Origin of the sequence: Vibrio sp. MEBiC08052 (assembly GCF_001506075.1) — a bacterium.
GTDB lineage: Bacteria > Pseudomonadota > Gammaproteobacteria > Enterobacterales > Vibrionaceae > Vibrio.
Map to the genome: position 1 here is coordinate 3337109 of NZ_KQ947475.1, position 23406 is coordinate 3360514.

Below are 23406 nucleotides of genomic sequence, written 5' to 3' on the forward strand. Positions count from 1 at the left end.
TGTAAACCATCCATAAATGACATATTTAAAAGACGACCAAACTAATCAGCTGAATCATTAAAAAATTAAAATAAAATTATAATATTCAATTAGTTAAAATATTAAAACTAAACATAAAAATCTCAAAATTATTAATAATTAAATAAGTATTGATTTATAAATTTATCATTAAAAATCAATTCAATTACTCTATTTTTATTTCCGGCTTTACACGTTTACATAAATAAAACATAATTCAAAAAATAATAACAAAAGCATTTTAAAATAATGTTTGAAGCAGAAAACAGCATAACTTCAAACATTCTACGGTGAATGATTGATATCCACTTAGTCGTAACAATATCGATGATTCATAAACGATGAAAAAATGGAGTTTATCAAATGAATAAGGCAACAAATTTATTATTGAGTGCCATCGTAGGAAGTATGTCATCTCTGGCTTATGCTCACTCTCTGGATGTCACCGTTACCCCTTTAAACCAGTCTTATGGTGAAGGCAGTGATGTCAAAGTCGAACTGAGCATTACGAATAATGGTCAGGAGGCTGTCGATGTGCTCGATTGGTATCTCATCAATCACAACAAACTGCAGAAGAATGCTTTCACCGTGACAGTGGATGGAGAAACCGTCGCATATACGGGTCCGATTATCAAACGGCCAGCGCCAACGGCTAAAGATTATATGACTCTGCCTGCCGGCCAGACCATTACTCAAACAATCGACCTGTCTGCCTTCTATGACATGACTCGAGAAGGGACATACAACGTTCAGTTTAATGTCACCGCAATGGATTTAATTAAATCTGAAGAAAAATCAACAATTCAAGCCGAAGATGAAGTCCAGACACTCAGCTCAAATGGTGTGAGTTTCTGGGTTGAGGGCGTGCACCCAAAGGTCGCAACCATCAATGAATCGGTACTCGATGTTGCTGAAATGGCAGGTGGAATCAGCTATGTCGGTAACTGCTCAAATAGCCAGAAAAGTCAAATCAGTTCAGCCGTTAGCGCGGCACGGAGCATGTCCGGTTCAGCTTACAACTACTACAGAGCAGGTTCAGTAACCTCTCGCTATACCACTTGGTTCGGCTCATACTCAAGCGGTCGTTACAGCACCGTCAAAGGACATTTCCAGAAAATATCCGATGCACTGCAAAACAAGACCGTCACCGCAGATTGTTACTGTGAGGGCAGCCTTTCCAATGCATATGCTTACGTTTATCCGAATCAACCCTATCGTATCCACTTATGCAACGCCTTCTGGTCTGCTCCCACCACAGGAACGGACTCAAAAGCCGGAACACTGATTCATGAAATGAGTCATTTCACAGTTAATGGCGGTACGGATGATATTGCTTACGGACAGTATAATGCACGTCGTCTGGCACAATCATCACCGAATCAGGCAGTCAACAACGCAGATTCTCATGAATACTTCGCAGAGAATAATCCTTCTTTATAAGGCATAAGGCGTTTCTGTACGAACCGAAAGCACCACGAGCCGGTGCTTTCGGTTAATTCCCCAGGCCCTGAATACGAATGGCTCAACCACCATATCAATCCCTGTTTCTCCTCTTTACCGCTTGAATGAGTTTTAGGATGACCTCTTCAATGGCTTCACGAGACGATCCAATCCTTCAACTTTCAACGTCAGACAGAGTTGCATTAATTCCCCGAGTTCTCCCTGAGGAAATTCACCCTTATTCTGAAACCACAATAAGTACTCTTCCGGTAAATCAATTAACACGCGTCCGGCATAACGGCCAAACGGCATTTTTATCGTTGCCAGTTTTAGCAAACTCTCTTTTTGTAGCATAGCGGGGGCTTTCTTGTTCTGTTGAAGTTATGTGTATTCTAATCGATTCGACGTCTCCTTTGCTCTTCATTATTCACATGAGCGATTGAGAGCCGAATCCTGTTCAAACATCCAACGAAACTGAGGCATATAATCTAAGTTCTCTTTCACTGTTTCTTGCAGGGCTTCGTCTAAGATTGTGCCGGTATTCACGATAGGATTTAATATTAATCCTCGTTTCGCTGCGACTAAATCACCTTTCACCGCAGCTTCGACCGTGAGTGTTTCAAACGCTTTCATCAGTTGAATCAGACGTAATGTGTCATCCGGGAATGGTTCGACGTTAAGTGGTAGCGGACCACTTTTGGTAATGAGTGAGCTCACTTCTACAGCACAATCATCCGGTAAGCCACTAATTGCACCATTATTGCGTGTATTAACATGCATCACGGTACGCTTGTCGTTATAAATTGAAGCCATCAACTCACATGCTGCTTCTGAATAGTATTGACCGCCACGTTTTTCCAATTCTTTGGGCTTTTCGGCTAGATCCGGATTTTTATAAATATCAAATAAACGTTTTTCCATTGCTTTTACAACTTCACCACGAGTCCCCTCACCATCAGCCTCTTTTTGTTCTTGTTTCATGATATCGTCACTGATGTAGTAATAACGCAAATAAGCACAGGGGATCATCCCCATATCTTTTAATAGATCTTTCGGCCAAGCAAACGGTGGGAGGTTTGACGGCACCAATGGATCATGACCATTTAATATTTCATCCATCACTAAATTTAATTTGTCCGTCCCTTGATGTAATATTTTGCGCGCCCAAATCATATGGTTGAGACCCGCAACTTGCACAATAAACTCACCTTCATCGGCACCGATCATTTGTGCGATACCTTTTTCCATAATGACAGGGACGTTACATAAACCAACGGCTTTAATCTTGGTATGTTTCAATATGGCCTCTGTTACCATGCCCGAAGGATTCGTAAAATTCAGCAACCATGCATCCGGACAAAGTTCTTCCATGTCTTTACAGATTTCTAAAGTAATTGGAATTGTCCGACATGCATTTGCAAAGCCACCAAGACCATTTGTCTCTTGCCCAATCATGCCATATTTTAAAGAAATGCGTTCGTCACGAATTCGCCCCTCAAGACAACCGGCTCTAAATTGTGAACAAACAAAATCTGCATTTTCTAATGCAAGACGACGATCAAGTGTGACTTTAACGTCGATGTTGAATCCTTGCTTTTTGATCATGCGTTGAGCCAGTTCAGAAATAATTGCAACTTTTTCTTTTCCTGCTTCGATATCAACTAGCCAGAGTTCAGCAACCGGCAGTTCATGATAGCGGTTAATCAGACCTTCAATTAACTCCGGTGTATAACTTGAGCCGCCACCGATCACGACAACTTTTAATTTCTTACTCATTTTGCAATACTCTCTCGTGTGTCCTTCTTGTGTTCATTGCACCTGACAAACCCAACAGCGACAAACGAAATCGTGATATTCATGAATTAATATCTCTAATGCATAGGATGTTTCATACACATGGCAGATAAGCAAAATATCTTAGCAAACCTTTATACTTTCAGCATTGTAGCAAAATTTTTAAGTTTCACATTAGCGGCTGAAGAATTGTGCCTGACTCAGGGAGCGGTCAGCCAAAGGATTAAAAAGCTTGAAGCAGATCTCGGTTTCACACTTTTTGTTCGTCTGACAAGAAAACTTGAACTGACAAAAGACGGTCACAGGATGCTCAGAACGCTAACCCAATCCCTGTCAAATATCTTCACTGAAGTTGACGATATTCGCTTCAATGAATTAAGAGGAGAATTATATATCGGGATCGCACCAACATTTGCCCATTTGTGGCTAGTCCCTAAAATGGCTGAGTTTCAACGTTTGTATCCTCACCTAGACGTAAAAATGCGAGTCAAGGCAAGTAAACTGGACTTTCATAATCAACCGGTTGATATCGCGATTTACTATGGTAATGAAACACATCCCGATTTTTATCACATCCGGCTATTTGATGAATACTTGGTTCCTGTGTGTACGCCAGAATATGCACAACGCTTCAATTTATATGAAAGTGAATTGCGTCTAAAAGAAGCCACTTTTCTGCATTGTACCGAGTCATTAGAATTTTTATCGCCATTGAGTGAATGGCAGCATTGGTTAAATACTACGGGTAGAAGCACTACTCTTTTAAAACATAAATATGTGTTTAATCATGAAGAACTAACGATGGTTGCAGCTCAAAACTCAATGGGAATCGCCTTAGGTCGCTACCACACGATTCAATCGTATCTCGAAAGTGGTGCATTAGTTTCACTCTTTGAACGGGTCCCCTCTGGATACGGCTATGATTTAATTTGCCCTAAAGGCCATGAAACGCGACCAAAATTACAGGCATTTTTAAATTGGATAGGAAAATATATTGAGTGTTATAGTACCGATAACAATGAATATATTATTCCTCAACAAAAATAATATAGCGCAACTAGTTTAACATCGACCATATATCGATCCATCATCCCACAATCCAATAATAAACATCAGTGAACACTCTATTCTTTGATGAATGATTTTTATTAATCAAGTTTTACATTTACTTTTTCCCGAATATCTTAATGAAATGAATCGTACTACTCACCATTACATTGCCATCAAGATAAATAATCGCTGGCACATAATAGTGAGAACTATCATTCAACGGATCTTTGAAGCTGATTCGCTGAGTGTCAAATGGCTTTACCTGAAGTATATAGTCAAAGTAAAACTGCATCGAATTCAAGATCTGTTTCCATAATTGATACCGAATTCACTTGATCTTCTTGACTTTCATATTTTTGAGAATAAGTTTCTTTAACATTGCCCATGTTAAATATTTGTTATGATGAATTTGCAAAAGCATGGTGCGTTTTCGAACCATTTCAAGGTATGGTTGTATTCACAATTGATGAGGACGTCGATATGACAAATAAAAAAAGAGAGCTCACACTGCGTTTTCTGGCTGAGCCCAGCGATGTAAATTTCGGCGGTAAAGTTCACGGTGGTGCCGTGATGAAATGGATCGACTTAGCCGCCTATGCCTGCTCTGCGGCTTGGAGTGGAAAATACTGCATTACAGCCTATGCCGGCGGTATTCGGTTTGTCGCCCCAATTTTGGTCGGTCATCTCGTCGAAGTGACCGCCAAAATCGTCTATACAGGGCGAACCTCAATGCATGTCGCGATCGACGTTCAGGCGAGTGACCCTAAATTGCAAGAAAATCGGCTGACCACACACTGTATTGTGATCATGGTTGCTGTCGATGAACATGGCAAACCAAGCGCTGTACCGGAGTGGGTACCATCCACACCTGAAGATATTGCGCTCAGACAATCAGCTATTCGTTTGATGAATATGCGCCAAGAAATCGGTGAAGAAATGGAAGCCCATGTTCAGTACCTGAAATAACGCGAAATCATCACAGGCCAAAGATATATTGGCCTGTCTCCTGCCTGTCATCGCCAAAGCCCATTCCCTTCACTCATCTCCATCGCCTTTTCGCATGTTATCTTTCTGGTGTCTGGTGTCTGTCCTCTCAACATACTCAAGTGTCTGTCCTTACAACGCTCTTTTCCACCGGTTACAAGCTATCTGGTGCCTGTCCTTGCAACGTGCTATGTTATGCGAGACATCTGATTTACATCGGCAGATGGTGCCATGAAAAACCTTAACGTAAGATTAACTTCGGATCATCCCATGAAAAGTGAACTTTACCTGCGGGCATTAGAACGTCAGGATCTACGTTTTATTCACAATCTTAATAATAATAGAAATATCATGTCGTACTGGTTTGAAGAACCATATGAATCTTTTGATGAGCTTGAGGAGTTATATAACAAACATATTCACGACAATGCAGAAAGACGCTTTGTTGTAGAAAATGAAAATAAACAGCTGATTGGTCTCGTTGAGTTAATTGAGATCAACTACATTCACAGAAGTGCCGAGTTTCAGATTATTATCACCCCTGAATATCAGGGAAGAGGCTATGCCTTAGATCTCATCAACAAAGCATTAGATTATTCATTTACGATTCTCAATCTGCACAAGATTTATCTGCACGTTGCTATCGACAATGAAGTAGCGCTCTATTTGTATCGTAAAGCCGGTTTTGTTGAAGAAGGGCATCTGATTGAGGAGTTCTTTATTAATGGGCGCTATCAGGATGTCAAACGCATGTATATTTTGCAACATGACTATTTAAAAAAGACCAAAGCACTCTCAGATGAATCAAAATAAGAAATAAACCGACCAATGCGGTGAAAACGCCATATGTTTAGAATTGTGTCCGAGTAGCATATGCCAAGCGAAAAAATGGACGAATTTCAAGATGTATGGCGTTTAGTGACCGAGGATTAAGAGAACGAAAACGCCTACTCACGTCCGATACAACACTTTGATCACATGCCAACCAAATTTGGTTTTGACAATCTGAGGTTTGAGTACCTCCCCACGGAAACAAGCTTTGTCAAACGCAGGCACCATTTGCCCCTGACGAAACTCCCCCAGATCACCGCCTTTCTTGCCGGAAGGACACAAAGAATATTTTCGGGCAAGTGTTTGAAATTTAGCACCCTTCTTAATCTGCTGTAGAATATCCTCAGCCTGATTCTGATGTTTTACCAAAATATGCAACGCTGCTGCTGTTCTTGCCATTGAAAATCGCCTCCCCATTTAAAGGACGCGAAGTTTAGCGAACTTCATCAATGAAGTCATCATCAATCCTTAGCACGACTGTCCCTATAATTTCTGATGGAACTCTTCTATCGCACTCACGACTTTTTTCGCGCCATCCTGAATATCAGCCATCACAACACCGGCATCATTTGAAAGGTTCAAACCATCGTTCGCTCTCTGCTGCCCATTCTCAATCAGCCCGACAGCACGTTCCGTCAGTTTTTGGTTCTTTGACACCACATCCACGATTTCAGCGGTGGTTTTACTGGTCCGTAAGGCAAGTTCTCTGACTTCATCCGCGACGACGGCAAAACCTCTCCCCTGATCACCTGCGCGGGCCGCCTCTATGGCTGCATTCAAAGCAAGCAAGTTCGTTTGATCGGCTATCCCACTAATGTTACCTACCAGATCACTGACCTTCCTGGAAAGCTCATCCAAATCCTTAATCCCTTGACAGGCATGAATCATTTGCTGTTCAAGCTCTTCCATGGTCCGAATCGTATCCTGAATAACACCTTGTGCTTTCGCAGCCTGTGTATCGGTTAACCGTGACGTTTCGTAGGCAATATTGGCGGCTTCAGAGATGGCTTGTTCCCGATTCATCTGCTCTGTGATTACAGAAGCAAATTTCACCACTTTATATAAATCACCATGGTTGTTGTGAATCGGGTTATAAGATGCTTCCAACCATACGATATTCCCATATTTATCCACACGCTTAAATCGATCCGAGATAAAATTACCTCTCCTCAACTCACGCCAAAAAACCTCATATTCAGGAGAATTATAGAGTTCAGGTTCGCAGAAGGAACGGTGATGTTTACCGATGATTTGTTCTTTTTTATAACCCATCGTGCGAAGAAAGTTATCATTTGCCGTCAGAACATGCCCGTCAAGATCAAACTCAATCACAGCCGTCGAACGCAGCAATGCTGCAATCATATCTTCATGCTCCCTTGAAGCACGAATAGTTTGTGTCAGCTCAGAAGCATAAAGTAAAAAATATTGCAGTTGCTTATCAATACCGTAGATCGGCTGCAAAATGGCCCGCAACCACGATTCTTCACCGTTCCCTTTCAGCAGTTGCAGCGCACCATTCCAATGTCTACCTTCCTTCAGTGCACTATTCAAACGTTGGTAATGTCCGGTCGAACGCTCTTTCGGTGGCACCATGTCGGTAAGTTTATACCCTTCAATATTTTGTGACTCGTATTTCATCTCTTTACAAAAAAGCGAATTTACCGAACTCACCAATCCGGATGAATTCAGTTTTATCGTTAACATTTCTTTGCCAAGACTGTCATGCATCTGTTTGATCAAATGAAGCTCTTTTTTTAAAGCTTCATTTTCTTTGACAAGGGAACGGTTAAAAAACATGAAGGACACCTCTTTCTTAGCACCAATAGACAAGACTCCTTCTATCATAGTAGACATTTTTCATATCAACACAGTAATGCAGATGTTACAGAGTGTTAAAGTAAAAAAGCAGAAGGTAATTACAAATTGCGATAGATTGATCACGGTCTCCTCTCACAAAGAAATCGGGGATAAAAAGGCCGGAACAATCGATAAACTGGCGTTTTGCAGTATGCTTATGAGTAAGCGTATGATATTCACAATTACGTCTGGATGTGATGTGAGTTCCGAGATCAAGTCCGAAAGACAACTCAACGTACCAGTCGATTGGAACTCGCATCTTCGCGCAATTTAAGTATATTATTGGCGTAAGTATTTTTTAAGGTAACTCGTCATGGCGAAAACCGTTAGTAAAGCCAATCAATCGCAAGGGATGTTGATGTTTACACTCAATCTTAAACGTCAATTGTTTGCTATTGGCACCTTAAAGATTCGAGAAATTGTGTCTTATCAGCCAATGACACAGATCCCGTATTCTCACCGCAATGTTGTCGGTACTGTCACGATTCGTAATATGACAATTCCTGTGATTGATATGGCCGCTGCCATTGGTTTTCGGCCAATTCCGCCGGAGGAATATCAGAACTGTTATTTGATCGTCACAGACTGTCTGCGTACCGTCGTTGCATTCATGGTCCGGTCGATTGAAAAAATCATTGAATGTGACTGGCGCTCGATTGAGTCAGCACCGTCAACTGCCGGACATCATATCTTTGTTACCGGCATCACCCGTTATCAAGACCATATCGTCCAAATGCTGGATGTCGAACTGCTCCTGTCAAAGATATATCCACAATACGAAGCGACCAAGATTCCGATTCTGACGGATGTAGAACGAGAAAAACTCAAATCCTTTAATATTTTACTCGTTGATGATTCCAGTCTGGCCCGAAAACAGTTGGCCGATGCTCTGGACGGTATCAACATTCCCTATGAAATTTGCAAAAATGGGGCAGAGGGTTTGCAATTGATGCGCAAACGGGCAGAACAAGGAGCCCCGATCGATATTCTGGTCAGCGATATCGAAATGCCGGGCCTTGACGGCTATGAATTGGCATTCGAAATCCAGAATGATGACGCGCTGAATCACGCCTACATTATCCTCCATACCTCACTTTCCAGTGAAATCTGTGTTGATCGCGCCCGTCAAGTCGGAGCCCATCAAGCACTGGAAAAATTCCACGCGACAGAGTTAGTCGAAGCCATGCTGCGTGGGGCGACGAAATTGCAGGAGCGGGCTTTTAGCAGTTAACGGTTATACCATTCATTCGTTGATAAAAAAGCTGTCGGTAAATACACCAACCGCGTATGGATTGCGTGACAACCAATACGCGGTTAGTGATGTGAATGAACGAATGTGAAATAGCGGAGCGAAATCGCATCAAGCACTGAATGAGTCAAGATTGAAACTGATACCCAGCTGATAATCTGCTTCATCTTTAGACTGATATTCTTTATTTTCGCTGCAAACCTGAGGATGTCCCAGTCCATCGGCTTTCACCAGGCTGACCCAATGACGAAGGCCTAACGTTGCATGACTCTCTGAAGCGACGGAATTCAGGTGGGTATAAGTTTCCAACTGAATGTCGTCAACCAAAACCAATTCTGGCATTCCCGTTCCTTTGCCATTCCCCACCGTCACTTCCACATGGCATCCATCGCCGTTACGAAACAAAATGGCTTCAGGGCCATGACGATCCCCGAGATAAGCCACGAAATGTTGCGGATAACGAAGTCCGGTATGGCGCCCATCCTGAAAATAAGCCATCAAGTGATGGTAATCGATCACATATCCAGTGACATCACTATGTGAACCTTCATGCAATGGGAAAAGCTGGTCAAGTAACTGCTTCGCCTGAAGCTGTTTTTCTTGGGTTTGTCCTGCCCCCAAAGACTCTACGGACATCACCATCTCGGTAATAAACTGACCTGACTGTTGCTCATATGACGAATCATTTGATTTTAACGAACGATCAGTCTCTAACGAACTCTGTAACATTGGCATATTCATTCATGTATCCTCTTTGCAGCAAACTTTCTCCGTTTCACACTCTCTGTTTCACAAAATCACGCCATACAATATTCTTTTTTGGCTGTATCGTGATTTTGCTTACTTTTTAGACTAATCTATTTTTATACACAATTTCACAACAAAAATTTTACAGTGTGAATTTTACAAATGACCGCATCTAAAAGCTTAATTCGACAGTCTCACTTTCTTGGCACCAAAGTCAGAAATTTGAGGAAACGAAATCATCTGACCATGGAAGATTTATCATCTCGTTGTATTCGCCTGAATCCTGAATATGCCCCTTCTGTTTCTTATCTCTCGATGATTGAAAGGGGAAAACGGGTTCCTAGCCTCGAAATGCTAGCCGTGATCGCTGAAGTCTTTCAAAAAAGTCCGCAATGGTTTCTCGACGATCAACCGGAACAGATCGATATTACCCCGGATAAAGGCAGTCGAGGGGGGATCAGCGGGATGGCATTAGAACCCAGCTTCCTGTTTTCACAAGATATTCTCCAGATTGCGATTCCGGAGATGTTGTCTCAAACAGGCATTACCGGCCGTCAGTTCGCCCAACTCCTCATTCGGGCGCATCAAGAAAGCCTGCAAAATCATTTCCCGGATCTGGAGCGTGCCGCAGAAAACATCGGGCTCAAGAAGCTGAATCTGACTGTTGAGGATCTGACGGATATTGCCAGACATTTAGGGCTCGGGATTCACTGGTTTTCACAAACCTCTCAAGAAGTTCAAGACGAGTTGGGTCTATCCGCCAAACAATTAATCACATCTTATTTCGAACCACCGAACAGGATTTACCTCAATGAGGTGATGAAACATCATCCGACTCGCCTAAAGTATGATCTCGCGGTATACATCGGTCACAATATTCTGCACAGCAAAGATGGCTGTAAAACCGTTCTTTCCATCGGCCATACCAGCAGTTGGGAAGATGTGGCAAATCCACAGACCAGCTATGAACTCAACTCAAAAGATATTTTACAAGCCTGGCGAGATTTCGAATCCAGCTTTTTTGCCGGTGCGCTGCTCTGCCCGAAAGTACCATTCCGGCAACTGCTGGATCGCAATGGCTATGAAATCAGCGTCCATCAAAAAGTCGGTGTGTCTCCATCCGTCGCCATGCGCAGAATGACAGTGGTTTCTCCTTATCCATACTGGCATTACTTTGATGCCTATGGAGAAGGCAAACTTAAAGCCGTCTACCGTGGCAACGGTATTCCACTCCCTTGGGGTAATATGAGGACAGTCAATGACCCTTGCCAACACTGGGCCGTATTTCGGCAACTGAAGCATCCGCAGTCATCCAGCTCCGCTCAAATTTCACTGCTCAATGTCGGGGATGAACCCAGAATCTACTGTTGTGAATCGCTGAATCTCGTCGATCCTGCGGGTAATAACCGGGTGTTATGTGCCGGAATTGATCTGAATCCAGCGATCAATGCTCAAGGGGGAGATGCACTGCAAATGGCGATGGAACTGAAAGAATCCTGTGTCAGAAACGGTGGGATGTCAGCCATACCGTCAGCGATTCAGAATGAACTGACGACACTTGCCAGAATACTCAATATCAAGTGGATAGAACGCGGTATCGTCAACGATGCACGGTTAATCTGCCCCAGAGGGAGTGTCTGTCCCCGTAAGCCAAGCTGTTACAACACATCACCCGACAATATTATCGTGACTGACCGATAATATTGTCGGGTGTCGGCAGATTGTTCTGGTACTCAAAGGGGCTCAGGACGCGTATTTTTCATCATACATTTCATTATCAGCATGATGAATCATTTCGTTAACACTCTGCATTTCCGGTCGATAGCGGGTATAACCGACACTGATGCCAACCGGGATTGCGAGCTCACCACAGATCACAGGGGTCACTCCTACCGCATGACGCACCCGATCCATAATTTTCCGCAAGTCTTCCCCTTTTTCTCCGCCTTTTAACAAGACTAAGAATTCGTCACCGCCAATACGTGCAGCACAATCGTTGTCCCGAATCGCATTTTCAATCCGTCGGGCACACTCCACCAGCACCTGATCTCCGACATTATGGCCATAGGTATCATTGATTGTTTTGAATTTATTTACATCAATACACAATAGGGCAAAGCCGATCGGTTGCCTGGCTCGCTTTTCTCGCTCGAAATACCGATTCAATTCATTCATAAAATAACGGCGATTCGGTAGATGAGTTAGTTCATCATAAAGAGAAAGACGATTCGATTTATCGTAAAGACGATAAATCACCAGAAAAGAAGCAATAAGGAATACCAGTAACAGATAGCCAATTACGCGCACAATATTGGTCTGAAACCAAGGGACTTGATCAAGAATATTCACGTTGTCCTGTTCTGCAATTGCAATACTCCAGGAGCCATGCGGAAAATAAATCATCTCCTTGGCAAAGGCATGTTTAAAAACATCAGGTTGTCCCCAGAACACAGTGCCCTGTTCTCCCGAGCTGTCTTTCCCTCGAATTGCAATATCATAGCCGGGCAGAACTTCATCAACCTCAAGGGACTGAAGCAAACTATCGATATCAATATCGACACTGATCACCCCCCAGTAAAACTGATTGTATGGCGGGTCAAGAAATACCGGACAACGCGCAATGATGACGTGATCACCCTCGCCTCGCTCAACCGGACCTGCAATAAAAATTTCTTTCAACTCATGTGCTTGTTTAACGGTTGCCCACTGCTCAGGCAACGTCCGAAAGTCTAACCCGACCACATTGTGGTTTTCTTCCTGCGGATAGACGTACTCAATAATGTCATTGGGGGCAAGACTCAGTGAGCGGATATATTTCCCTTGTTCCATAATGCGCTGAGAGACTTTTTCCCAACTCTCGGCAACAGTACTGGCATTCACAGTCGTCAACGTTGACAAACTTTTCGCCACATAGATATCGGCCAGAATCGTCGCTTCCAGCTTAAACCGAATAATGGAAAGTTCCTCAGTTGTCCGGCTTTGAATTTCTTGACGCATCACCTCTTGATGACGCTGGAAAATGAACTCAACCAACACAATCAAAATACAGGCAAGTAAAACCAGAAAACCAATCACTGTCCATTTTTTGAACAGAATATCGCGCATAATGCTCCTCTCCCGTGAGGGACTGGTGTGAATATGTCGTATTCCTCCAGCCATGAAATGGTCATTGACTTGATCAATAGACAAAAAGAGCACTCTGACATTAAAAATTTATTAAAATCAAACAGTTCATATCAGAATAGCCACTTTCAGCCAATAAGAACGCCCCACTAGTGATTTAGCTGTCAATAAATACAATATAAAACAAGCGCAAACCTGATCTATTTTTTCACTTAAAGTATCAAGAATCACGCTGTAGAAGTACCGTAACAATCAGTCAATGCGACAATTTCACAGACTAATTGCACTGCGCTAACATAACTGATTCTACGATTGCATATGTTTTATAAATCATCCTCTGTAGACTGGGTCAGCGTATGTTAAATAAATGTGGCATAGCTTCAATTTTATTCATCATATTTACCTGCCAGTGCATTGCGGCACCCAATACGCAACTAGGGACACCCGCTGCAAACGGAGCAGCGACATTTCCTCCCAGTTATCAGGATTCCGCGGATCACATCGCTGAATATTATGAACAGCGCCTCTACACCTTACCGGCCTTCAAAGCAGGACATTACGCATTACGGATGTACCGACAAACTTTAGATAACAAATATGCTGCCGGGATTTGGCAGGACATGGCCAGAATTGCCAGTACACTGAACCATTTCGCTAGTGATATCATCACACCTGAAGCTATTTATCTCTACTCTCAACAGCGTCTGTCCTCGTATGAAGGGAGTCAAGGAGAGCGCTCTCGGCTACGGTACTCGGTAACCAAACATCATCCGGAATATCTTTATTTAGGCGTTGATTTGCTCAGTGCAATGGCTCGGGCAGATGAATATGGTCTGAAACACAAATATGACAGACGCCTGCGTCAGGTGTTACGGAAATATGACTTCAGTCTGTACGCCACCGATCCGCAGATGATCAAGGCATGGGCGGCCCAATTAGCCAATCAAGTTTTCTGGCTCAAACAATTGGGCGAGCAGGACGTTGTGCAAGCGTTTATACAAACATTTCGGAAAACGTATCCAGATGATCAGGACAAAGCTCTGTCTAAGCAGCAGTATGAAAATAAGATTTATGGCATGACGCACATTATCATTGCAGCTTCAGGCTATTATCAGCATTCCGTCTCAGCCGCAGATTATCAATGGATTTACCACTATTTTCGAACCAATATAGAAACCATTATTGCACGGACAAAACCGGATGTGATTGCAGAAGTCGGACTGAGCTTTTTACTTGCCGGACTCGATAAAGATCCGGTTGTAGCTCAGACCAGACAGGCGATTCAGGAAGCAATTCCGCCATTAAAGCAGATGATCCCGTCAGGAAAAGATGATTTCAATCTGGCACAGGGTGAACATCGCAACCTACTCGCGATCATGCTATTGGGGTGGCAGAAACCTCACGCAGCGCCGAAATATGACCAAAACCAGGCAATATTCAGCGATCTCCCATATGGGCTCGAGCCCAAACAGATCACGCAAAATCAATCATTCAAAACAACCGATGAAGGCTAACGACTGACTTAACCTCTCAGACAAGTTTGGAAATAGCTGACTTCATTGTTTGCCAGCCGATAGACTGTTGCAGGTTTTCCGCCACGCCCACGACCTTTATTCGGGGCAGCAATTTTATTGGTACTCACGATCACTTCTGAGTTAATCAACCGCCGTTTAATTGTCATTCGATTCACTTCAACCCCGAACTTCGCATAAGCATCAATGATTTCTGCGACCAGGAACTCTTTCTCCAGAAAAAAGAGTACGACTGACGTATATTCGACGGCAGCACGTAATTTGGTCCATGCGTGTTGAATCTGAGCCGCATGGTCAAAAGCCAGCGTCATCTGCCCCTTTAAAACGAGGTTTAAATCAAACCAATCGAGACGATTACGATCCATGCCGGCAGCTTCAATTTGCCTGATATTCGACGCATTCAGCAAAGCATAATGGGAAATACTGACACTCCAACCTTCCGGATTGCGTTTTGGATTACCGTCAACCAACGGATCACTGATAAAATTAGGATACGTATGTACTTTTTGCCGACAAATTCGGCGGCGCGCTGCTTCAAAATCTTCATCGGCCGGCTCACCGCCTCGAGCGGTAAAATCTTCGTCATACACCCAGCCTCCGGGAATCGCCCACATCCCAAAATCCGGACGCTCAGGATTATTCCGTTTCACCAGTAAAACTTGAATGCCATCATCAGATAAACGAAGGCAGATCATATCGATAGTTACAATCATAAAGCAGTTTTCCCATACAACTCTCCGCTCATTCTATGAAATGACATCATCATAGGTCAAACTTAATCACAGAATGTTACGAACCTAATCGGTGATTTTAATGACAAAACAATCTGAGAATAAATAAATTTTTATATCCAAGAGGTACAATTCATAAGCTATTCCTATCAATGATACCATAGATTAATCATTGACAAACGCCTGCGTCTCATTTAATGTCCGCCTTAGTTAGGCACATAATGTTACTAACATAGATAGTGAGGATGGCCCCATGAACAATCATCTTTTTTCTAAACATATCATCCAAAGTCTGTTGGATTTAGATGCATATAAAATCAATATGATGCAGGCCATTCATACTTTCTACCCTAATATCGAGGTTCGTTACGAACTGACCGTCCGCTCAGAAGAAGATATCAGCGGATTACTCCCAGAAATTCGTGGAGAAGTGGAACAACTGTCGAAGTTACGCTTTTCTCAAGCAGAAATCGACTATCTGAAAAAGAGTTCTCCTCATCTAAAACCAGCTTTCCTGCATGCATTGCGTTATTTTCAATTTCAACCCGCACAGCAGGTTGAGTTTGGCATCATCCAGCAAGGTTCACAACGTCAGCTGCGAATCGGGATTCGCGGAACATGGCGTGACACAATTCTGTATGAGACCATGATTATGGCGATCATTTCAGAAGTCAGAAGCCGATATAACTGGCAAGATGTTCCCGCTGACTTGCCTCGTCAGGTTCTGCACAATAAACTCGTGGCGCTGAAGCGTGAGCTGGCCGAGCGCGGTATTGATAACTTTAGACTCACAGAAATGGGCACGCGTCGCCGCTTCTCAGCACAAATACAAGAACAAGTCATGGCCGAGTTGAAGCAAGAGATCCCTGAGCTGTTACTCGGTACGAGCAACTATCATTTCGCCCGAAAATTTGACCTGAAACCAATTGGCACAATTGCGCACGAATGGTTTATGGGTCATCAGGCACTGGTAAATCCGGGAGATTCACAACGCGTCGCGCTGGAACAGTGGCTGACAGCATTTGATGGTCAACTATCTATCGCGCCTACCGATACTCTCAATATCGATGCTTTTCTCAATGATTTTAATATGCATTTAGCGAAAGCTTACGATGGTGTCCGGCATGATTCCGGTTGTCCCTTTACTTGGGGCGAGAAGATGATTGCACACTACAAAAAACTAGGGATAGACCCTCGGACGAAACTCTTTATTTTCTCTGATAGCCTCGACTTCAGTCAGGCACTGGAACTGTGTGAGTATTTTGCCGGACGTGCTCAGATTTCTTTCGGGATTGGGACATTCTTAACCAACGATCTCGGTGGCTGGAAAAACCAATATGGTCAAACCTATGCACCGCTATCGATTGTGATCAAACTCGCTGAATGTCATGGCCGCCCCGTTGCGAAGATCAGCGACGAGCCAGAAAAAGCCATGTGTGAAGATGCTGTTTTTCTTGCCAATTTGAAGCAACAATTCAATATCGATTTCAATATTGATCAGCTTATCGCTACTCTCAAAGACATGAAACATAACCAACGCAAATATATTGCAGCTGCCTGAATCACTGCATGTGATTCAGGTTACTCTATCCAACAAATAACCTGATGGATAAACAACCTGTCCCATTAATCATCGATTTAAAAAAAAACCGCTTAATCAGCTCATTTTAACAAATAAGCGTTTCAAAAAAGGGGCGGTATACGGGGATCAGTTTAACGATCGGAGTCAGTGCAGCAGCGTCTTCTTCACGACGGCACACTTTGATAAACTTGTGCCATTCCGACGGGTTCACCTTCGCTCTCAGCGCTCTGATAAGTAAGGCATAAGAGCGATTTAAAATCGCTTTCTTTTCCCCTGTCGCTTTGACCATCAACATTGCCAGCTCACCAATCACTTTCTTTTTCAGTTCTGCCGGTAATGCCCCGACGGCCATATAACTCGGTTCATAAACCGGATTAAAAAATAAGCCATCTGCCAAACCTGTTTCAATATATTGTTCATAAATTTCGTCATAGAGTCTGACGACTTCAACAACATTATATAAAGAGACAGTCATGCAAATTTCAACACTAAAATTTGCTTGTTCACTCGCAAGTCGAATCAGTTTATCCATATTCTTAAAGTTGATGCCCTTACGAGTACGCAGCCCAATCTCTCCCAAGCCATCCAGTGATACCGTGAAATGAACCTGCTCGAATTTAGATAATGCATCGATTAATCCATCACCATTGCGCAGCTTGGTAAACTGACCATTTGACGAGTAGCGCACCGTCGCATCCGCTGGTGTGTTGGCGATGATATCGATAGTGCTCAGCGACATCGTGGGATCCCCCCCATAAATCGAGACTAACCTGGCATGTTTCAAGTTATCATAAATACGAGTAACCTCTTCAACCGGCATGTTTTTATGCTCTGCGGTCTTGTCAGTGATGCCGATTTCATCTCGAATCCCCCAGTCTGAAAGCTCATCGAGACGCTTGTCAGACACAAGACACATTCCACAGGACATCCCACAAGTGATATCAGGTGCAAGATAAAAATAGATGAAGTCTCTTCCGCCACGATCCCAATACTGACTGAGTTCCCCGTTTTTCTCATAGCCCAATTCGGAGAAAAAGGTTGTCACTGATTTCGCCATGCACGTTGTACAACGGGTATGCATACGCGCCTTATCATTTTTCAGATGTGCTTCCCTGAGCTGATTCAACCAATCGCTCGTCAAATAATCATCAAGTGATTCATGTCCGACAGGAGAAATATAACAGCAGGGAGAGTATCCGACTGGATTGCTGTAGATAGAAAGAAATGGCGCTAAACACACGGGTTTATTATTGCTCATTCGCCCCGATACTCATCCGAATTTTTTGAATACACAACTTTAATTAGGTTTATGTTTTTATTCAACATATATCAGTAAAGCTTTAAATCGGAATTGATCTGACGATAGTCTGAAAATACATAATAACCATTCAATTCATCGGTAACTTTAATCCGACGAGCTGCACCTGCCAATCGCGAACGCGGGCAACGACCCAAGTCAATCCCTGCCAGTAGAAGGAATCCCCTTGTTCAGGGTTTTCTCCAAGCTGCTGATAAACCAACATTTCTAATGTCATATCTTTGGGGTAATCACTGAGATCCAGTCCGTAATACAAACCGATATCAGCGACCGCCACTTTCGCTTCCAGAAAAAAATCGCCCAAAAGCCGACCAACGATATCAACACGCATCTTTCCTCCTTGATTCATATTTTGGTATGTGGACTTGATCCGATTATCCGGTTCGAATCACATCACTTTGTCAGGAAGTTTTCATCACTAACAAAATTTAATACTATGCAATCAATTTCATTTCAGCAAATTCAAACAGATCATCTACTCGGTCAATGACAAAAATTGCCACAGCGATACAAGAATGGGGCCTTCATATCAATAAACAAGGTAATATATACCCTGAGCAGACGAGGATCTGCTCGGGCAATTTGCTGGGGTAACTAGGATCAACCTCGTTTTAGACGCACTTCGAGTGGCTCTGCTCCCACACTTTCAGGCTCTAGTTTGAGGGTTTGGGTTGGATAAGCAATATCAGCACCGTGATGATGGATGATTTCCATGACTTTTAACAGCACATCCTGTTTCACTTCATGATAACGCATCCAGTTGACAGTTTTCGTGAAAGTGTAGATGAAGAAGTCTAGCGATGATGCGCCAAAAGAATCAAAATTAACAATCAGCGTCTGGTTCGCATCAATATCAGGATGTTCCTCTAACATCTGTCTCACATCAGTAACAATCGTAGCAACCTTCTCTGAATCGCCATATCGTAAGCCAATGACCTCATAGATACGTCGATTGAGCATCCGAGACGGGTTTTCAACCACAATGCTACTGAACACCGAATTCGGCACATAAAGCGGACGTTTATCAAACGTGCGAATCACTGTCATCCGCCAACCAATCCGTTCCACAGTCCCTTCAATGGCACGATCCGGTGAGCGAATCCAGTCTCCCACTTTAAAAGGACGGTCAAAATAGATCATCATGCCCCCGAAAAAATTCGACAGCAGATCTTTCGCAGCAAAACCGACCACTAAGCCACCAACGCCTCCAAACGTCAGTAATCCGGACAGACTGAGACCAAATGTTTGCATGATCGACAATAGACCGACCACAAACACAAGCAACTTGATGACCTTGGAAATGGCCTGAACGGTTGTTTTATCTTTGTCTTTCGTCTGCAATACGTAATGTTCTATATTGTTGACCAACCGTATCAACGTCCAGACAACGCAACAGACCAACAGGACTAATTTAAGCGTTTCCAGCCAGTCTAATCGGCTATCGCTCAGATCTTCGAGCAACAAACCGAGGGAAATACTCGCCGGCCAGAGCCAGAGTAATACACTGATCGGTGAACGCAAGGCATGGAGTAACAGGTCATCCCAACGGACTTTGGTTCTTTCAGTGATTTGATTTAAATGACGATAGAGAAAGCGCCATAATATCCAGGCGACAAAACTGGCAAGCGTAATCAAAAGCACACTTGCGTCTTCTCGTTGCCAGATAGGGGATGAAAGAATATCGGTAATCCATGAATTCATAGGTTGTGGTAAGTTCTCAATATCAGTGAGTTGAACGCTAGCAAAAAATATCGCATATCACCAGCCCCAGTCCACGTCATTGATACGATTCTGACCAAACATGATCACATCGCTTAAAAACAGACTAATCGCTGCTGGTAAACCCTTCGGCGAAAGAGCTTCTGGTGTTCACCCGACGCCAAGCGTTGTCGGGCTTCTCCAGTGTGTGTTCGTAACCTTTTTTGATCAAAACCTGAACCGGTTGACTCGGTTCAACTCGCTTTAACTGAGGAGAGGTAGCTGTACCACTCATCTGATAGATATTTTCCTGACCACCACTTTTAAACTGAACCTGCTTCCCATTAAAATCAAATTTCGTGGTAATCAGGTGATTATTTCGGTAAACCCCACGCTCACTGAATGTAATCACTTCTCGTCGATCATTCATAACTTGCGTTTCCAACCAAGCACCGTAGATTTTTTTTGGGCTGGTATACTCTTGATAACTCATATAAATCAACACTGCGCTACAGCCAATCAGCAATAGTCCCAACACTGCCAATAACGATTTCAATGGTGTGCTCCTTCTAGCAACTTCAGGGACGACTGATCATTAAGGAGAATCATCGTCAGGCTCACGTCCATTGGAACAAATTCTGAGCATGGACACAATCCAGAACGATGACATATCCTTCAAAAATTGACATCTACCAAACGAATAACGCAGTCTTCATTCAACAATCAGACAGATAATGGCGCTTCTCAATTCGACAAAGCCCCGGAATCATTGCCGTTTAGCCTAAATTAATAGGTCTCAAATTGACCACTGTTGTAATCGTTGATCGCTTGTTCAATTTCAGCATACGAGTTCATCACAAACGGACCATAGTGTACCACAGGTTCGTGAATTGGTTCACCGGCAAGAATCAACATACCGCTGTCAGGCGTGTTGGACTGCGCCATTAAGCAATCTCCCTGAGTCAGCAAAGCAAACTCTCCGGCTTTGACAACACGGGAGCTCAGTTGAACTTCACCCCGATAAACGTAGATCATGGCCTGATGCTGTTGCGGTATATTGAGATGAAGCGACTGTCCTAAGTTCGCCCGCCAGTCTGCGACAAGCAACGGCACACCCGTTTGCAGTAACGGACCACGCAACATCTGACCTGCAACTTCAGCCTGACCGGCAAGCACTCTCAACAGCCCAGTCTCATCATGCGTATATTCAGTGATGACTTCAGGCTGAAAATCATGGTATTGAGCCGGCTGCATCTTATTTTTTGCCGGCTGGTTAATCCAAATCTGAAATCCATGTAAGGAACCATCTTCCATCATTGGCATTTCACTATGGATAACACCACGACCTGCAGCCATCCATTGTGCCCCACCGGAACGAAGTTCTCCGACATTACCCATATGATCCCGATGTTGAAAATGGCCTTGCATCATATAAGTCAGCGTCTCGATACCACGATGCGGATGTGGTGGAAAACCACCGACATAATCAGCCCGTTCATCAGACTTAAGCTCATCGAGCATCAAAAACGGTGAAAACTGTTTGTGGTTGAAACCGGCGACACGACGAATTTTGACACCATCTCCGTCAGAAGTCGGCTGAGCCGAGATAATTTGGTGAATCTGCCGTACGTTTGACATAGCTACTCTCCGGTTATTATTCAAATGACAAACAGATTCTAAAAAACTCAACCGCCAATGATGAGAAGGTGCATTCGAGCCTCTTAATCAAAAAATTTGAAGCTGATCGAATTTTATACGGTAAACTTCCCGAGCACTTGAAACAGATGCCGATGAAGCTCATCTAGCTTACGACAGGCCTGATCAACTTCAGAGGACTCTTCAACACTCTCCTGAGACTGTGCTTCAATGACACTAATTTCTTCCTGAATATGTTTTGCCATCTTACTCTGTTCCACTATCACAGCAGCGATTTGGGTTGTTCTTTCCGTGACATGATCCATCGACACCATCATATCATCAATCGCCCGCTGGGTTTCCTCACTGGACTGTTTCGTCACGGATGCTCTCTCTGTTGCCTGATTCATAATCTGGACAGCATCTCGGACACTCTTTTCCAGATTGGTGATCATTTCATTGACATCTTCAGTACAGTTTTGAGTTTTATTCGCCAATCCTCTAACTTCATCGGCAACGACAGCAAATCCACGCCCGGATTCTCCGGCCCTTGCAGCTTCAATCGCAGCGTTAAGCGCTAACAAATTTGTCTGCTCAGCAATCCCACTGATAATTGTTAAGATTGAACTGATCTTGTTGGTGAATTCATCAATGCGAGAAATGGCCGTCACAGCCTGCTCCACACTCTCATCCAGTAACCCGATACTCTGTTGCGTTGCACCGACCTGATGGCGCCCCTCACTGGCAGACTGACCGGCCTTTTCTGTGGAACCTGCCACCTCGGAAGTACGCTGGGAAACATCCTGAATAGCGACACTCATCTCTTGGCTGGAAGCCGATACATCTCGCATGGACGCCACCTGTTTTTCAGCGGTCTGACAAGCTTTGCGCGACATTTCCCCTAACGACGACACATGAATATTGTTCTGTTCGGCATTGCTGATAATCTGTTTCACCAGTTCATGGAGTTCACTCATGAATTTATCAAGATAAGAAGCGAGCTCTCCCAGTTCATCACGACGATCTAATTTCAGCCGCTGTGTTAAATCCCCACCGCCTTTTGCCAAGGCTTGGATTTGCCGGGTGATATTTTTCAAATCACCAGTAATCAATAATGGGAAAAACCAAATAATCCCCAGACAAATCAGCAGAGAAAAACCGACTAACCATAACTGACCTGTCCGGTAATTCTGATGCATGGCTTCCAGTTGCTCGGTCCGCTCATCAGCGTTGAAAACAACAATATCAGTAATCAATTCAAGATAGTGCTGAGTCTCTTGAAACAAATCAAACCCCTCTTTGAACGATAAGCCAATCGCTGTACTACGACCGACCCGGGTGTTTGAACTTCTTTCTTGCTCAATTCTCCTCGTCACTTTCAGCCATTCAGGATAAGTTACCCAAAATTGTTCAATCAGTTGCTTCATCTCTGCATTCAACTGAAATGATTTGAGTTTTTCCATACTCTGACTGGCACTTACGATACTATCTTCATGCATTTTTTGCATGAGCTGATACTGCTCACTTTTAACCGGTAAGGTCAACATACTCCGCTCAGCGACCCAAGCCTGATAGAGATCCCGATTCGCTAACTGCACCAAACTCAGTGCTGGTATTTCGTGGCGAGTCACGATGGTGATCGCTTCAGCCTGTAGTCCTTCTGAATACAAACTCCTGCCCGATAATGTTAATACCAATAACATGACAAAAATCAATGGGATACATAACTTCCAGCGAATGCCTAAATTCTTAAAATAATTCATCAATCCCTCCCAAACGCACACCTCACCTGTCATTTGATAATGAAACAGGAGAGG

Annotated in this window: 21 protein-coding genes; 8 read left to right on the forward strand and 13 right to left on the reverse strand. The window is 43.5% G+C overall.

Features of this window, described 5'->3' with window-relative positions; translation table 11 throughout:
- The first annotated feature begins 381 nt into the window (after positions 1-381).
- The gene (locus tag VRK_RS14365; protein WP_059122003.1) at positions 382-1458 is read left to right on the forward strand and encodes a M35 family metalloendopeptidase; all 1077 of its coding nucleotides are present in this window, start codon (positions 382-384) and stop codon (positions 1456-1458) included.
- Positions 1459-1590: 132 nt separating this feature from the next.
- Here the strand turns inward: VRK_RS14365 and VRK_RS14370 are convergent, their stop codons facing one another.
- Together VRK_RS14370 and VRK_RS14375 are read right to left on the reverse strand one after the other, a co-directional pair.
- On the reverse strand, positions 1591-1812 hold the full coding sequence (locus VRK_RS14370) for a DUF3820 family protein (RefSeq protein WP_059122004.1): 222 nt from the start codon (positions 1810-1812) through the stop codon (positions 1591-1593).
- Between the two features lie 69 nt (positions 1813-1881).
- A complete protein-coding gene (locus VRK_RS14375; protein WP_059122005.1) occupies positions 1882-3234 on the reverse strand; it encodes a 6-phospho-beta-glucosidase in 1353 nt (450 codons plus the stop codon).
- 120 nt (positions 3235-3354) lie between these two features.
- Between VRK_RS14375 and VRK_RS14380 the strand changes: the two genes are divergently transcribed.
- The 3 genes from VRK_RS14380 to speG all read left to right on the forward strand — a co-directional run bounded on the left by VRK_RS14380 (position 3355) and on the right by speG (position 6099).
- Positions 3355-4299, forward strand: a complete 945-nt coding sequence (locus tag VRK_RS14380; RefSeq protein WP_059122006.1) for a LysR substrate-binding domain-containing protein — start codon at positions 3355-3357, stop codon at positions 4297-4299.
- Positions 4300-4782: 483 nt separating this feature from the next.
- Positions 4783-5268 carry an acyl-CoA thioesterase gene (locus VRK_RS14385; RefSeq protein WP_059122783.1) on the forward strand — a complete coding sequence of 162 codons (486 nt, stop codon included), beginning with the start codon at positions 4783-4785 and terminating at the stop codon, positions 5266-5268.
- A 288-nt stretch (positions 5269-5556) separates the two neighbouring features.
- On the forward strand, positions 5557-6099 hold the full coding sequence (speG, locus tag VRK_RS14390; protein ID WP_059122007.1) for a spermidine N1-acetyltransferase: 543 nt from the start codon (positions 5557-5559) through the stop codon (positions 6097-6099).
- Between the two features lie 138 nt (positions 6100-6237).
- Here speG and ppiC read toward each other — a convergent pair whose 3' ends face one another.
- Complete coding sequence (ppiC, locus tag VRK_RS14395) at positions 6238-6516, reverse strand: peptidylprolyl isomerase PpiC (protein WP_059122008.1); 279 nt, start codon at positions 6514-6516, stop codon at positions 6238-6240.
- Positions 6517-6600: 84 nt separating this feature from the next.
- A complete protein-coding gene (locus tag VRK_RS14400) occupies positions 6601-7914 on the reverse strand; it encodes a methyl-accepting chemotaxis protein (protein ID WP_059122009.1) in 1314 nt (437 codons plus the stop codon).
- Between the two features lie 373 nt (positions 7915-8287).
- Here VRK_RS14400 and VRK_RS14410 point away from each other — a divergent pair, with 373 nt between their 5' ends.
- A complete protein-coding gene (locus tag VRK_RS14410) occupies positions 8288-9205 on the forward strand; it encodes a chemotaxis protein (protein WP_059122011.1) in 918 nt (305 codons plus the stop codon).
- A 129-nt stretch (positions 9206-9334) separates the two neighbouring features.
- On the opposite strand, the gene VRK_RS14415 is transcribed toward VRK_RS14410, so the two are convergent.
- A complete protein-coding gene (locus VRK_RS14415; protein WP_443083432.1) occupies positions 9335-9964 on the reverse strand; it encodes an aldolase/citrate lyase/malate synthase family protein in 630 nt (209 codons plus the stop codon).
- Between the two features lie 168 nt (positions 9965-10132).
- Between VRK_RS14415 and VRK_RS14420 the strand changes: the two genes are divergently transcribed.
- Positions 10133-11671: a DUF3612 domain-containing protein gene (locus VRK_RS14420; protein WP_082671402.1), complete on the forward strand. Its 1539-nt coding sequence runs from the start codon at positions 10133-10135 to the stop codon at positions 11669-11671.
- A gap of 42 nt (positions 11672-11713) precedes the next feature.
- On the opposite strand, the gene VRK_RS14425 is transcribed toward VRK_RS14420, so the two are convergent.
- The gene (locus tag VRK_RS14425; RefSeq protein ID WP_059122014.1) at positions 11714-13075 is read right to left on the reverse strand and encodes a diguanylate cyclase; all 1362 of its coding nucleotides are present in this window, start codon (positions 13073-13075) and stop codon (positions 11714-11716) included.
- Positions 13076-13449: 374 nt separating this feature from the next.
- Here VRK_RS14425 and VRK_RS14430 point away from each other — a divergent pair, with 374 nt between their 5' ends.
- The gene (locus VRK_RS14430) at positions 13450-14607 is read left to right on the forward strand and encodes a DUF3541 domain-containing protein (RefSeq protein WP_082671404.1); all 1158 of its coding nucleotides are present in this window, start codon (positions 13450-13452) and stop codon (positions 14605-14607) included.
- An 8-nt stretch (positions 14608-14615) separates the two neighbouring features.
- On the opposite strand, the gene VRK_RS14435 is transcribed toward VRK_RS14430, so the two are convergent.
- Positions 14616-15338 (reverse strand): NUDIX hydrolase, encoded by a 723-nt coding sequence (locus VRK_RS14435; protein WP_059122015.1) that lies wholly within the window; start codon positions 15336-15338, stop codon positions 14616-14618.
- A 271-nt stretch (positions 15339-15609) separates the two neighbouring features.
- On the opposite strand from VRK_RS14435, the gene pncB reads away from it, so the two are divergent.
- Positions 15610-16917, forward strand: coding sequence for a nicotinate phosphoribosyltransferase (gene pncB / locus VRK_RS14440; RefSeq protein ID WP_059122016.1), 1308 nt, complete (start codon positions 15610-15612; stop codon positions 16915-16917).
- 106 nt (positions 16918-17023) lie between these two features.
- Here pncB and VRK_RS14445 read toward each other — a convergent pair whose 3' ends face one another.
- The 6 genes from VRK_RS14445 to VRK_RS14470 all read right to left on the reverse strand — a co-directional run bounded on the left by VRK_RS14445 (position 17024) and on the right by VRK_RS14470 (position 23352).
- Positions 17024-18196 (reverse strand): radical SAM protein, encoded by a 1173-nt coding sequence (locus tag VRK_RS14445; protein ID WP_059122017.1) that lies wholly within the window; start codon positions 18194-18196, stop codon positions 17024-17026.
- Between the two features lie 130 nt (positions 18197-18326).
- A complete protein-coding gene (locus tag VRK_RS14450; RefSeq protein WP_059122018.1) occupies positions 18327-18587 on the reverse strand; it encodes a transporter associated domain-containing protein in 261 nt (86 codons plus the stop codon).
- 269 nt (positions 18588-18856) lie between these two features.
- Positions 18857-19957 carry a mechanosensitive ion channel family protein gene (locus tag VRK_RS14455; RefSeq protein WP_059122019.1) on the reverse strand — a complete coding sequence of 367 codons (1101 nt, stop codon included), beginning with the start codon at positions 19955-19957 and terminating at the stop codon, positions 18857-18859.
- Positions 19958-20081: 124 nt separating this feature from the next.
- On the reverse strand, positions 20082-20510 hold the full coding sequence (locus VRK_RS14460) for a DUF2850 domain-containing protein (protein ID WP_059122020.1): 429 nt from the start codon (positions 20508-20510) through the stop codon (positions 20082-20084).
- Between the two features lie 230 nt (positions 20511-20740).
- Positions 20741-21592: a pirin family protein gene (locus VRK_RS14465; RefSeq protein ID WP_059122021.1), complete on the reverse strand. Its 852-nt coding sequence runs from the start codon at positions 21590-21592 to the stop codon at positions 20741-20743.
- A 113-nt stretch (positions 21593-21705) separates the two neighbouring features.
- Entirely contained in the window at positions 21706-23352 is a 1647-nt protein-coding gene (locus VRK_RS14470; protein WP_059122022.1) for a methyl-accepting chemotaxis protein, read from the reverse strand.
- Positions 23353-23406: the final 54 nt, after the last annotated feature.